At 76.1% G+C, this 13,485-nt stretch carries 9 protein-coding genes and 1 pseudogene; 7 read left to right on the top strand and 3 right to left on the bottom strand.

The window, feature by feature from the left end; genetic code table 11:
* Positions 1 to 308: pseudogene (locus tag ECOMGDLI_RS09550) on the top strand (hypothetical protein); the annotation flags it as partial.
* A gap of 144 nt (positions 309 to 452) precedes the next feature.
* Positions 453 to 3,086: an EAL domain-containing protein gene (locus ECOMGDLI_RS09545; protein ID WP_143447609.1), complete on the top strand. Its 2,634-nt coding sequence runs from the start codon at positions 453 to 455 to the stop codon at positions 3,084 to 3,086.
* A gap of 45 nt (positions 3,087 to 3,131) precedes the next feature.
* Here ECOMGDLI_RS09545 and ECOMGDLI_RS09540 read toward each other — a convergent pair whose 3' ends face one another.
* Positions 3,132 to 4,916 (bottom strand): GAF domain-containing SpoIIE family protein phosphatase, encoded by a 1,785-nt coding sequence (locus ECOMGDLI_RS09540; RefSeq protein ID WP_088316426.1) that lies wholly within the window; start codon positions 4,914 to 4,916, stop codon positions 3,132 to 3,134.
* A gap of 118 nt (positions 4,917 to 5,034) precedes the next feature.
* A complete protein-coding gene (locus ECOMGDLI_RS09535; protein ID WP_088316424.1) occupies positions 5,035 to 6,270 on the bottom strand; it encodes a PP2C family protein-serine/threonine phosphatase in 1,236 nt (411 codons plus the stop codon).
* A gap of 215 nt (positions 6,271 to 6,485) precedes the next feature.
* Here ECOMGDLI_RS09535 and ECOMGDLI_RS09530 point away from each other — a divergent pair, with 215 nt between their 5' ends.
* Positions 6,486 to 7,124, top strand: a complete 639-nt coding sequence (locus ECOMGDLI_RS09530) for a type VI secretion system tube protein Hcp (RefSeq protein WP_088316422.1) — start codon at positions 6,486 to 6,488, stop codon at positions 7,122 to 7,124.
* An 18-nt stretch (positions 7,125 to 7,142) separates the two neighbouring features.
* On the opposite strand, the gene ECOMGDLI_RS09525 is transcribed toward ECOMGDLI_RS09530, so the two are convergent.
* Positions 7,143 to 8,009 carry a cyclopropane-fatty-acyl-phospholipid synthase family protein gene (locus tag ECOMGDLI_RS09525; protein ID WP_088316420.1) on the bottom strand — a complete coding sequence of 289 codons (867 nt, stop codon included), beginning with the start codon at positions 8,007 to 8,009 and terminating at the stop codon, positions 7,143 to 7,145.
* 37 nt (positions 8,010 to 8,046) lie between these two features.
* On the opposite strand from ECOMGDLI_RS09525, the gene ECOMGDLI_RS09520 reads away from it, so the two are divergent.
* The 4 genes from ECOMGDLI_RS09520 to ECOMGDLI_RS09505 all read left to right on the top strand — a co-directional run.
* A complete protein-coding gene (locus tag ECOMGDLI_RS09520) occupies positions 8,047 to 9,843 on the top strand; it encodes a sulfatase-like hydrolase/transferase (RefSeq protein ID WP_088316417.1) in 1,797 nt (598 codons plus the stop codon).
* Between the two features lie 14 nt (positions 9,844 to 9,857).
* Positions 9,858 to 10,637, top strand: coding sequence for a class I SAM-dependent methyltransferase (locus tag ECOMGDLI_RS09515; protein ID WP_198954727.1), 780 nt, complete (start codon positions 9,858 to 9,860; stop codon positions 10,635 to 10,637).
* A gap of 181 nt (positions 10,638 to 10,818) precedes the next feature.
* The gene (locus ECOMGDLI_RS09510) at positions 10,819 to 12,462 is read left to right on the top strand and encodes an alkaline phosphatase (RefSeq protein WP_088316415.1); all 1,644 of its coding nucleotides are present in this window, start codon (positions 10,819 to 10,821) and stop codon (positions 12,460 to 12,462) included.
* Positions 12,463 to 12,557: 95 nt separating this feature from the next.
* A partial coding sequence (locus tag ECOMGDLI_RS09505; protein ID WP_198954726.1) for an alkaline phosphatase occupies positions 12,558 to 13,485 on the top strand: 928 nt, incomplete at its 3' end.

Raw genomic sequence — 13,485 nt, 5'->3', positions numbered from 1 at the left:
CCCACGACGGAGGACCCGCCATGAACCGCCGCCCGACCACCACCACAGCCCGCACCTCCCGGCTGCGCCGGACCCTCTCGGCCGCCGTCCTCACCGCGGCGCTCGCCGTGGGCGCCCTCGCCGCCTCCGCCCCCGCCGGCGGCCCCTCGGCTCCGCGGCAGGCCGCGACGACCGGCACCGTCCGGGTCGGGACGTCGGTCGGCACGAACGCCGTCGTCCGCGGCTCCTCGTGGGCGCTGCCGGCGACCGGCGTCACCGGCCGGGTCGGCGGCACGAACCTCAACGCCCGCGGGTCCAGCTGGGCCTGAGCCCCCGGCCGCCGTCCGGCCCGCCCGACGGACCCCTCAACAACGCCGGGCCGGCGACGACAGGTGGGGTGAGATCACGAACCCTGCCGTCGTCGCCGGACCACCCGCCGGCGGGTCGGCCCGGAGGCCGGCGAGGAGGTGCGCGTGGACCAGGCAGCGGCTGCCGGACGACACCGCCGGCCGTGGTGGCGCACGCCCCGGGCCGGCGTGGCCACGATGGTGGTCGCCCTTCTCGCGGTGTCGGCCCTCGCCTGGGCCCTGGACCTCACCGGTGCCGGCGGCGCACCGCTCTCCCCGGTCCTGCCCTGGTGGGTGCTCGCCCCGCTCTTCGCGCTCGCCGAGGTCGTCGTCCTGCACGTCCAGGTGCGCCGCGAGGCCCAGGCGGTCTCGCTCAGCGAGATCCCGCTCGTCCTCGCCGTCTACCTCGCCACCCCCGCGGACATGCTGCTGGCCACCGTCGTCGGCACCGGCCTGGTCTACGCGGTGTACCGCCGCCAGTCGCCGGTCAAGGCCGTCTTCAACACGACGCTGCGGGTGTTCGGGGTGTCCGCGGCCCTTGTCGTCTTCCACGGCATCGCGGGGCCGGACGCCGCGGCGGCCCACGGCCCGGTCGGCTGGGCGGCCGCACTGGCCGGGGTCTCTCTGGCCGGCGCCGCGGACGGGCTGCTCGTGCTGGCCGTCGTCGGGCTGCACGAGGGCCGGGTGGAGCGCGGCGAGATCGTCACGGCCCTCGTCCGGTACCCGGTCATCTCGGCGGTCGTCGCGTGCGCCGGCGTCCTCATCGTCACGGCCCTGCACGCGGACCCCCGGACGACCCCGCTCCTGCTCGTCGTCGGCGCGGCGATCATGATCGCGTACCGGGCCCACGCGTCACTCAACGACCGGCACGTCAGCCTCGCGCAGCTCTACGACTTCGGCCGCGCCGTGACGGGGTCGCACGCCGCCGACGAGATCCTCGCGAGCGCGCTGCTCGGGGCCAGGGCCCTGCTCAAGGCCGAGGCCGCCGAGGTCGTGCTCCTCGGTGACGAACCGGGCCAGCTCCCGCGCCGCTGGACGCTCGCCCCGGGGTCGGCGATCGTGCGCAGCGACGAGGTGGCCGACGGCACCCACGCCGCGCTCTGGCACTCGGTGCTGCGCAGCGGCCGGCCGGTGCTCACCACCCATGGCGGTCCGGCGCACGAGCAGGCCGCGCACGCCGAGCAGCTCGCGGCCCTCGGCTACCGCGAGGCGGTCGTCGTCGCGCTCCGGGACGAGTCGCGGGTGCTCGGCTCGCTCATGGTCGCCGAGCGGATGGGCGAGGTCCGGGCGTTCCAGGTCGACGACATCGCCACCCTCGAGACCGTCGCCAACCAGGCCGGGCTCGCGCTCGCCAAGGGCCGGCTCCTCGACCGGATGCAGCACGAGGCCCTCCACGACGTCCTCACCGGGCTGGCCAACCGGACGAAGTTCCGCGACGCCGTCCAGCAGAGCCTGCACCAGGTCGCCGCCGGTGCCGTCACCGGCTTCACCGTGCTGCTCATCGACCTCGACGGCTTCAAGGAGGTCAACGACTCCCTCGGGCACCACCACGGGGACGTGCTCCTCGTCCACGTCGCGGAGGCCCTCGTGGCGGCCGCGCCACCGGCCGCGACCGTGTCCCGGCTCGGCGGGGACGAGTTCGCGGTGCTGCTGCCGCAGACGGACTCGGTCGAGGACGCCGTCCTCGTCGCGTCCCGGGTGCACGAGCGGCTCGGTGCCCCGGTGGTCATCGAGGACATCGAGGTCCGGGTGCGGGCCTCGGTCGGCGTCGCGCTGGCGCCGGTGCACGGCGACGACGTCTCCTCGCTCCTGCGCGCCGCCGACAGCGCGATGTACCGGGCCAAGGTGCAGCAGGGCGGCACCCAGGTGCACGACGACGGCAGCCGCCGGCCACCGAGCGCCGACCCGGCCGCCCACACCCGCCTCGCGCTGCTCGCCGACCTGCGCCGGGCGGTCGCGGACGGCCGCATCGACATCCACGTCCAGCCGCAGGCGGACGCCACGAGCGGTGACGTCATCGGCGTCGAGGCGCTCGTGCGCTGGCAGCACCCGCGCCTCGGCGTCCTGCCCCCGGCCGACTTCCTCGCGCTGGCCGAGCGGCACGGGCTCATGCCGGACGTCACGGCGCTCGTGCTCGACCGGGCCGTCTCCGCGGCGCAGGCCTGGCGGGCCGGCGGCCTCGACCTCGCGGTGTCGGTGAACCTGCCCGCCCGGGCCCTGGCCGACGACCGCACCCTGGCGATGGTCGACGCCGCCCTCGCGCGCAGCGGTCTGCCGGCCGGGCGGCTGACCCTGGAGATCACCGAGGACAGCGTCATCGGCGACCCCGAGCGGGCCATCGCGCTGCTCGAGCGGCTGCGCGGGCGCGGCGTCCGGCTGTCTGTCGACGACTTCGGGACCGGGTACTCCTCGCTGTCGTACCTGCGACGGCTCCCCGTCGACGAGGTGAAGATCGACCGCAGCTTCGTCGCCCACCTCACGCACGACACCCACGACCTGCTCATCGCGCGCAGCATCATCGACCTCGGCACGAACCTCGCCCTCGACGTCGTCGTCGAGGGGGTCGAGGACCAGCAGACCTGGGACCACCTCGCGGCGCTCGGCGCGCACACCATCCAGGGCTACCACCTGGCCCGGCCGATGCCGGTCGAGGAGCTCGTCCCGTGGCTGCACGGGTACAACACGTTCCGGCGGACGCCGCGCTCCGCGGCCGTCCCGGCGCAGGGCCGGCGCCGGACGCCGTCCGCGCCCCGACGCTGACGGCCGGGCTGACGGCCGGGCGGACGGCGGGCACGGCCCGCGGGGTCAGCCCGGGTGCCGCCGGACGACGAGCAGCGCCGTGTCGTCGACGACCTTGTCCGGCGCGTCCATCGTCCGGATGAGGGCCCGGGCGGCCGCGCCGAGGTCCGGCTCGGACGACAGCGTCCCGGCCCGGTCGGCGAGGGTGCCGAGCGAGCGCTCGAGGCTCTCGTGGCGGCGCTCGACGAGCCCGTCGCTGTACAGGAGCAGCACCTGGCCCGGGTCCACGCGGGCCGTCGTCTGCGGCCGCCCGCCGCCCCGGTTCGCGCCGAGCGGCGGGCTGGTCGCCGCGTCCAGCCACGCGCCGGACGTCCCGTCGACGAGCAGCGGCGGGAGGTGCCCGGCGCACGCGTACGTCACCTCGCCGGTGCGGGGGTCGAGGAGTACGACGGCGACGGTCACCATCTCGTCGTCCTTGAACGCGCCGAAGTACGTGTCGAGCCGGCTGAGCACGGTGGCCGGGTCGGGGTCGAGGGTCGCGTAGGCCCGCAGCGCCGACCGGACGGCGCCCATGACCGCCGCGGCCCTGACCCCCTTGCCCGCGACGTCGCCGAGGACCAGGACGAGCCTGCCGTCGTCCGTGGCGAAGGCGTCGTACCAGTCGCCGCCGACCTGGGTGTCCTGGACGGCGGGGACGTAGCAGGTGGCCAGGTCCCAGCCCCCGACGTCGGAGACGGCCTCCGGCAGCAGGGCACGCTGCAGGGTCTCGGCGACCTGCCGGGTCCGTTCGAGGAGCCGGGACCGGTCGATGGCGGTGGCGGCGTGCGCGGCGATCGCGGTGAGGTAGCCCTGGTCGTGGGTGTCGAAGGCGCGGGGATGCTTCCAGGCGTAGGCGACGACACCGACGAGGGCGCCCGCGGTGACCAGCGGCAGCGTCGCGGTCGCCTCGAAGAGGTCGTCCTCCGGCCGGCGGTCCCGGTCGGCGAACCGCGTGTCTCGGTCAGCGCGCGAGGCGATCATGACCGGGTGCCGGCTCTCGCGCAGCTCCCGGACCTGGTCGGACACCCCGACGTCGTGCCGGGACCAGCGGGGGAGCAGGTCGGCCTGCACGCCAGCGCTCGCGAGCGTCGTGACCGTGCGGCCGTCGTCGTCGAGCAGGCCGATGGCAGCGGCGTCCGCGGCGAGCGCCTGCAGGCCGGCACCGACGACGAGGTCGCCGACGGTGGCGAGCTCGGTGGCCTCGGCGAGCTGCCCCGTGAGGTCCTGCAGCACCTGCAGCCGGGTCGCCAGGTCCTCGGCGGCCGTCCGGGCCTGCTCCTCGCGGTCGAACATCTGGGCTCGGGCCAGCGCGGCGGCCGCGGCGTCCGCGATGCCCTCGCACAGCCGGAGCTGGGCGGGGTCGAAGGGCTGCGGCGTGGTCCAGCCCAGGGAGAGAGTCCCCAGTGGGTGGTCGCCGACGACGAGCGGGAGCACCACCCAGGCGACCTGGGAGACTGGGACCCCGGCGAGCGCCGGGTAGCGCGCGTCGCGTTCGGCGAGACCCTGGACGACGACGGGCCGGCGGGTGACCAGGGCGTCCCGGGTCGGGTAGGGGGCGTCCGCGGGGAACGCGGCGAACTGCATCCGCACCTGCGGGGACGTCCGCCGTGACATCACCGTCGAGAGCGTCCGGCGGTCCTCGTCGAGCAGGGAGATGTTCAGCGAGCACTCGCCGACCAGCGAGCCGATCGAGTCGGCGACGACGTCGAGCACCTCGCCGGGGCGCACGGTCGCGGACAGCGCGCGGGCCAACGAGGCCAGGGTGTCCGCTCCCCGGCGCCGGCCGCCGGCCTCGCCCGCGTTGCTCACCATCAGGCCCTCACCCAGCCAGAACCCGCCCCTGACACCACGTCGGGGTGAAGATCGCCAGCAGAGTGTGACAGTACGCCTGCGATGCTGCAACGGAACGTCAGGGCCGACGCGCCGCTGGTCACGATCGTGGCTGGCTCCGCCGGGCCGGTGCCGCGCCGTCCCACCGCACGTAGGCGGTCGTCGCGTCGTCCCGCAGCGGGACGTCGTTGTACTCGGTGACGGAGCGGATGAGGTGCCGCAACGTCTCGGCCGGGTCGAGGAGGGAGGCCGTCGTCCGTTCGAGGAAGTCGCGCAGGCGCTCCTCGCCGAACTCCTCGCCCGTCGCGTCCCGGGCCTCGACGACACCGTCGGTGTACAGCAGCACACCGTCGCCGGGCTCGAGGTCGACCCGGGTGAGGTCGAGGTCCGGGCCGCGGCCTGCCCAGGCGAGCAGGCCGAGCGGCGGGGCGGGTTCGACGTCCGCCGGGGTGAGCGCGTGCCCGGACCGCACGTGGATGGGTTCGGGGTGGCCGGCGCTCGTCCACACCAGGGCGCCGGTGACGATGTCGAGCCGCGCCGCGATGCCGGTGACGAAGGCGTCGCCGTGCGCGTAGTCGGCGATCACCGCGTCGACGGCCTGCAGGAGCGGGCGGGGGTCGCGGTGCCCGCCCTCGCGGCGCCGGTGCCGGTAGGTGGACATCGCCAGCGACGCCAGCACCGACGAGGCCAGCCCGTGCCCCATCGCGTCGAACACGACGATGTCGAGGTCGTTGCCGTTGAGGCTGTAGTCGAAGCAGTCGCCGGCGACGTCGTAGGCGGGCTCCAGCAGGCCGGCCACCGTCGTCCCGCCGACGGCGAAGGTGAGCGGCGGCAGGATCGACCACTGGATCTCGGCCGGCAGGGACATCTCCCGGCTGCGCCGCGCCGTCGCCCAGCGGTCGGTGTACGCCCCGGCCGAGACGACGAGGTGCCCGGCGGCGAGCCCCAGCTCGACGAGCAGGGCCTCCCGGACCTCGTCCCGCTCCGGCTCACGGACCCGCAGCACCCCGGCCCGCTGGGCGCCCTCGGTGACGGGGACCCAGACGTCCCAGCCGTCGTCGGCGGACACGCAGTGCGGCTGCCCCGAGGCGAAGACGCGGCCGGCGACCGTGCCGTCGAGCCGCAGCGGCTCGTCGTCCCGGCCGCGCGCCGTCGAGGCGGGCCGCAGCGTGGTGTGCTGGTAGTCGACGAGGAACAGCGCGACCTGCGAGCAGTCGAGCTCGGCGGCCGTCAGGGAGAGCGTGTCGACGACGCTCTGCGGGTCGGCGTGCTGGGCGAGCCGCAGGAGGCGGCCGATCCGCTCGTGCAGCCGGTCCTCGACCGGGTCCGTGCCCATCCCTGCCCTCCCTCGGTCCGGTGGCCGTGCACCGCCACCGGCTCGGAGCGGGCGGACGCCCAGGGCACAGTACGCGGCCGGACGGACATCACGGGCATCCCGGCACCCTCCGGCGCCACCGGTGACCCGGCGGTGACCGCACGGTGACCGGCGCCCGCTGCACTGGGCGCGCCACCGCCACCGGAGCGGCGGCCCGGACACCCCAGGAGGACCAGGTGCACCCCAGTCAGGACGACGACCGCTCGCGCGCTGCCGCTCAGGAGCACGCCGCCGGCACGACCCGCCGCCGCCGGCGCGGGATCGCGGCCGCGGCGCTCCTCGGTGCGGGGACGCTCGCCGCGGCCCTCGCGGGGCAGCAGCAGGCCAGTGCCGCGCCCGCCGGCGCCCCCGCCGTCCTCGCGGCGCGGACGCCGGGCGGCAGCACGATGGCGATGACCGTCGTCGTCGGCGGGCAGGCCGGCCGCGGGGACACCGGGACGACGTTCGACGTGACGTCCTACGCGTGGAAGACCGTGCCGTCGACGGGCAGCACCACCGCCCGGCGCCTCGGGATGACCGTCACGCACACGGTGGGCACCGGCAGCCCGACGCTCATGAACGCCTACGGCGGCCGGAGCCAGGTCCAGGTCACGGTGACCCTCACCCGGGGCGGCGACAGGCCCGTCACCTACGCGACCTACGTGCTCGGGGACTGCCTCGTGACCGGCCTGAAGCACACGGCCGGTGCGGCCGACCCGCAGGACCAGGCGACCTTCACCTGCCGTACGTCGCGCCTCGACACCCGGGTGATCAACCCGGACGGCACGGCCGGCCCGGTCGTGACGGCCACCCTCGACTCGAGGACGATGCCCTGATCACGAGCGCCGCAGCGGTCACGACCGCCGGAGCACGAGCAGCCGGTACTCGACGAGCCCCTCGGCCAGGCAGGCCTGCAGAGCGCTGCCGCCCGCGAGAGACCACCAGTAGTCCCCGCGGGGCCGCAGCGGGCGGGTCGCGGCGACCATCGCGCGGATCCAGCGGTCCCGGGGACGGCGCAGCTCGAGGTACGGGGTGAGGTCGTCGTCCGTCACGAGGGTCAGACCGGCCGCGGCCGCGTCGCGCGCCGCCGCCGCGGCGGTGACGAGCGAGCCGACCCGCCAGCCGGTACGGAACTCGTCGAGCCGGCGGGCGCCGGCCGGAGCCGGGGCGACGCCGGCCGGCGCGAGCAGGTCGTCGCACACGACGAGCAGGCCGCCGGGGCGCAGCAGCCCGGCCGCGGCCCGGAAGTACGCCGCAGGGTCGGGACCGTGGACGAACGCCTCGACGGAGAGCACGAGGTCGGCGCCGGCGAGGTCGGCGGGCGGCGCGAGGAAGTCGCCCTCCCGCACGCGGACCCGGTCGCCGAGCCCCGCCGCGGCGACGAGGTCCGCGGCGACCTCGACCTGCGCCGGGCTGATCGTGATGCCGTCGGCGACCAGGTCGGGCCGGCGTCCGGCGAGGTGCAGGAGGCTGCCGCCGACCCCGCAGCCGAGGTCGACGACACGCGGCGGGCCGCCGTCCGGCCGGCGGTCCGGCAGCAGGGCGAGGATCCGCTCCTCGACGTGGTGGAAGGCCTGCTCGCGGCTCGTCACACCGGGGCCGTGCACCGCCCGGTGGATCGACGCGCCGCCCTGGCCCAGCCGCCGGAAGCGCGCCGTGTTGCGGTCGTAGTAGCGGCGCACCCGGCCGACCTGGTCGGCCACGTCCTCGTCGGGAACCACGCGGGCACGCTATCGGCGGCGGCGCGGACACGCGCGGGTGACGGTCGGATCGAACCCGGCCCCGGCCGGGCCCGTTCACGTCGTCGTGGCGACCGACACCGGGGTGCTCCCGGAGCAGGAGGGCGCGGGCGGCGAGCCCGGCGACCCCGACAGCGACGGCAGCGGGCCCGGCGTCCGGCCGGACGACGCCCCCGCCGTCGCACCGCACGGGCGGGTCCGCCGGCTCGCCGGGGTGCTCACGACGGCCCTCGCCGTCGGCCTCGTGCTCGCCGTCCTCGTCGCACCGCACGACGCCAAGGTGCTCGCGTCGACGTGGTGGGCCCGGCTGCCGCTCGAGGCCCTCGCCGCGGCGCTCGTGCTGCTCGTGCTGCGTGGCCGCGCCCGCCGGTGGGCCGTCGCCGGGTTCGGTGTCGTCCTCGGGCTGCTCGCGGTCCTCGCGGTGCTCGACGTCGGCTTCCTCCTCGCGATGAACCGGCCGTTCGACCTCGTCCTCGACTGGAGCCTGCTCGGCAACGCCGCCGACTACCTGCGCGCGGTCGGCGGCTCCCTCGCCGTCGTCGCCGGCTGGGTCGGTGCGGGGCTGCTCGCCGGCGGTCTCGTCGCCGCCCTCGTCGGCGCGACCCGGCGCGTCGCGGGTGCGCTCGACCGGCACCGCGTCGCCGCCGAGCGGGTCGTCGCGGCGCTCGCCGTCGTCTGGCTCGCCACGGCCCTGCTCGGCGTCCGGACAGCTCCCGAGGTGCCGTTCGCGGCGGGCAGCTCCGCCGGGCTCGTCGTCTCCCGGTCCCAGCAGGTCGACCGCACGCTGCACGACCTCGACGACTACGCCGTGGAGCTGCGCACCGACCGGTTCCGCGACGTCCCGGCCGACCGGCTGCTCGCCGGGCTGCGCGGCAAGGACGTGCTCGTGACGATCGTCGAGAGCTACGGCCGGGTGGCGCTCGAGGACCCGACGATCGCGCCCGGCGTCGACCGGGTCCTGGACGACGGCACCGCGAGCCTGGCGGCCGCCGGTTTCCAGGCGCGCAGCGCCTGGCTCACGTCGTCGACGTTCGGCGGGGCGAGCTGGCTCGCGCACTCGACGCTGCTTTCCGGCACCGACGTCGACAACCCGCAGCGCTACCGCCGGCTGCTCGCGAGCGACCGCTTCACCCTGCCGCGGGCGTTCGGCAAGGCCGGCTGGCAGACGGCGGCGGTGCTGCCGTCGGTGCAGGGCGAGTGGCCGGAGAAGGACCTCTACGGCTACGGCACCGTCCTCGACAAGCCGACCTTCGGGTATCGCGGCCCGAACTTCGGCTGGTCGCCGATGCCCGACCAGTACGTCCTGGAGACCCTGCAGAAGAGCACCCTCGGGACGCCGGACCGCAGGCCCCTCATGGCCGAGATCGCCCTCACCTCGAGCCACGCACCGTGGGCGCCGCTGCCGAAGGCCGTCGACTGGACGGCGCTCGGCGACGGCACCGTCTTCGAGCCGATCCGGCAGCAGGGCCTGCTGCAGAGCGAGGTCTGGCCGGACCAGGGCCGGGTGCGCACCGAGTACGGCCGGTCGGTGGAGTACACGCTCTCGACGCTCGTCTCGTTCCTCCAGCGGTACGGCACCGAGGACACCGTCATGGTGTTCCTCGGCGACCACCAGCCGCTCCCGCTCGTGTCGGGGGTCGGGGCCAGCCGCGACGTCCCGGTGACGATCGTCGCCAAGGACCCGGCCGTCCTCGCGGCGGTGTCGGGCTGGGGCTGGGACGCCGGCCTGCGCCCGGGGCCGCGGGCCCCCGTCGAGGGCATGCACGAGTTCCGCGACCGGTTCCTCACCGCGTTCACCCCGGGCGGCGGCGCGTGAGCAGCGTGCGGCCCGTGCCGGCCGGCCAGGACGACCGGGCCGGCTACGCGGACGCCCTCGAGGACGCCCGCGTCGCGGCGTTCCCGACCGGGGAGTTCGCCGGCCAGGAGAGCTTCATGCGGGCGAGCGAGATCCTCGACCTCGCCGGCCGCGCCGGGATCGGCCCGGGGACGCGGGTGCTCGACCTGTGCTGCGGCGTCGCGGGACCGGGCCGCCTCGTGACCCGCACGCTCGGCTGCGACTACCTCGGCGTGGACCGCAGCCCGGACGCGCTCGCCGTGGCACGGGAGCAGGCGCGGGCGGCGGGCCTGGCCTGCCGGTTCGAGGCGGGGAGCGTGCCGCCGCTGCCGGCCGGGCAGTTCGACGTCGTCCTGCTCCTCGAGACCGTCCTCGCCTTCCCCGACAAGGAGCCGCTGCTGCGCGCCGTCGCCGCGGCGCTGCCGCCGGGCGGCCGGTTCGCCCTCACCGTCGAGGAGGGCGAGCCGCTCACCGCGGCGGAGCAGCAGGTCATGCCGGACGCCGACACCGTCCACCTCGTGCCGCTGCCCGACCTGCTCGCCGGCCTCGCGCGGGCCGGGTTCGAGGTCACCTGGCAGGCGGAGCACAGCGCGCTGCACCTCGAGGTCGTGGACGCCCTCACCGCGGCCTTCGTCGCGGACCGCGACCGGATCGCCGCCCTGGTCGGGGACCGGGTCGTCGACGACCTCGTCGCGTCGCACCGGCTCTGGGGCGACTGGCTGCGCAGCGGCCGGGTCAGGAAGTTCGCGCTCGTCGCGCGGCGGACCGGCGGCTGACCCGCCGGCACCGGCACGTCACCCGCGGGACGCCCCGGAGCCACCCGGCGCGGACGGTGTTCGCGGGGGAGCGGGGCCCCGTTCACGCGGCTCGCCGGCGCACCGGACCATCACCGGCCGGGTGTTCGTCGTTCACCCGGCGTCACCGTGAGGCCCCCTCCGCCGCTGCTGTGCTGCCGACATGTCCGACATCGCACGGCCCCGGAACGCAGCACCCACGCCTCCCGACCGCCGGACCGTCCTGCGCACCGGCGGGGTCGCCGCCGCGGCGCTCGCCGGTGCCGCCGCCCTCACCGTCGTCGACGTCCGCCCGGCGCACGCGCTCGCCGTCCGGCAGGATCCGTTCGCCCTGGGGGTCGCCTCGGGCGACCCGCTGCCGACCGCGGTCGTGCTGTGGACCCGGCTCGTCCGCGACCCGTTCTCGGCCGCCTCGATGGGGGACGCCGACGTCGAGGTGCGCTGGGAGGTGGCCGGCGACCCGTCGTTCCGCTCGGTGGTGCGGCGCGGCACCGCCCTGGCCCGGCGCCGCTACGCGCACTCGGTGCACGTCGACGTCACAGGGCTGAGCCCCGGCACCGACTACTGGTACCGGTTCAGGGCCGCCTCGTACGTCTCGCCGACGGGCCGCACGCGGACCACCCCCGCCGCCGGCACCCGGCCGGGCCGGGTCCGGTTCGCCGTCGCGAGCTGCCAGAACCTCCAGCAGGGGTACTGGCCGGCGTACACGGCGCTGGCCGCCGAGGACGTCGACCTCGTGCTGCACCTGGGCGACTACATCTACGAGACCGACCCGAAGAGCTCGCTGCCGGGCCGCCGGCACACGACCCCGCGGACGCCGGGCCTCAACCAGCTGCGGACGCTCGGCGACTACCGCGCCCGGCACGCCCAGTACAAGCTCGACCCGGCACTGCAGGCGGCGCACGCCGCGGCGCCGTGGATGGCCGTGTGGGACGACCACGAGGTCGAGAACAACTACGCCGACCTTGTCGACGACGTCGGCGACACCGGTGCCCGCCACCAGAGCAGGGCGGCCTTCGCGACGCAGCGGACGGCCGGGTACCAGGCCTACTGGGAGCACCTGCCGCTGCGGCCCCGGCCGACGTTCGGCACGCCGGCCTACCGGGTCTACCGCGGCGCCGACTTCGGCACCCTGCTGCGCCTCAACGTGCTGGACACCCGGCAGTACCGCACCGACCAGCCGGGCGGGTACGCCCACGACCTCGGCCCGGAGAGCGCCGGCCGCCGCTCGACGACCGGCACGCTCACCGGCACCGCCCAGGAACGCTGGCTCACCGCGCGGATGGCGACGAGCGCGGCGACCTGGAACGTCGTCGCGCAGCAGACCGTGATGGCCAGGACCCGGTGGCCGGCCCCGCTGGGGACGCTCGACCTGCCGTTCCTCGCGAACCTCGACCAGTGGGACGGCTACGCCTCCCAGCGCACCCGGCTGCTGCGCCGGATCGTCGCGGACGCCGTCGCGAACCCCGTCGTGCTCTCCGCGGACGTGCACTCGACGTGGTTCAACGACCTCGTCGTGGACCCGGACGACCCGCACGCGCCGGTCGTGGCCTCCGAGCTCGTCGCGCCCGCGATCTCGAGCCGCTTCGTCGGGGACGCCGAGGTGCGGCGGACGCTGCGGTCGCTCAACCCGTGGACGCGGTACTTCGACGGCTCGCGCCGCGGGTACCTGCTCATGGACGTCGACCGGGACCGCTGGCTGGTCCGTGCCCGGACCGTGGAGTCGGTCACGAGCCGGACGTCACCGGTCCGCACCACCGCCAGGTTCGCCGTCGCCGCCGGCACCCCCGGCGTCGTGAGGGCCTGACGACCGCGGAGCGTGACCTCGGTCACGCTCTGGGTGATGTCCGGCGGGGTCAGGTGCGTCACATCCGTGCACCTGACAGTGTCGGAACAGTGCAAGTGGATCATGATCAGCTGTCCCGGGGCCGTGTCCCGAGCCGCCGCGGGGTCCTCCGCTCGGCGGCGGCCGTCTCGGCCGCCACGGCCCTCACCGTCGTCGACGTCCGGCCCGCGCACGCGCGGACCGTGCGCCGGTACCCGTTCGCGCTGGGGGTCGCGTCGGGCGACCCGTTGCCCACGGCCGTCGTCCTCTGGACGCGGCTCGTCCAGGACCCGTTCTCGGCCGCCTCGATGGGCGACGCCGACGTCGAGGTCGCCTGGGAGGTGGCCCGGGACCGGCGGTTCCGTACCGTCGTCCGGCGCGGCACCGCCCTGGCCCGGCGCCGCTACGCGCACTCGGTGCACGTCGACGTCACCGGGCTGAGCCCCGGCACCGACTACTGGTACCGGTTCAGGGCCGCCCCGCACGTCTCGCCGACGGGCCGCACGCGGACGACCCCGGCGGCCACCGCCGGCCCCGCGCGCGTCCGGTTCGCGGTCGCGAGCTGCCAGAACTTCCAGCAGGGGTACTGGCCGGCCTACACGGCGATGGCCGCGGAGGACCTCGACCTCGTCGTCCACCTCGGGGACTACCTCTACGAGACCGACCCGAGCAGCGCGCTGCCCGGGCGCCGGCACCGCGCCCCGCAGACCCCCGGCCTGAACCAGCTGCGCACCCTCACCGACTACCGGGCCCGGCACGCCCAGTACAAGCTCGACCCGGCCTTGCAGGCGGCGCACGCCGCAGCGCCGTGGATGGCCGTCTGGGACGACCACGAGGTCGAGAACAACTACGCCGGCCTCGCCGACGACGTCGCCGACACCGGCCCCCGGCGGCAGGCCGCCGCCGTGTTCGCGACCCAGCGGGCCGCCGCGTACCAGGCCTACTGGGAGCACCTGCCGCTGCGGCCCCGGCCGACGTTCGGCACGCCGGCCTACCGGGTCTACC

The sequence above is a fragment of the Kineosporia sp. R_H_3 genome, assembly GCF_002198675.1.
Classification (GTDB): domain Bacteria; phylum Actinomycetota; class Actinomycetes; order Actinomycetales; family Kineosporiaceae; genus R-H-3.
Note: the sequence above shows the minus strand (reverse complement) of the source record. Positions and strands in the feature narration are given on the sequence as shown.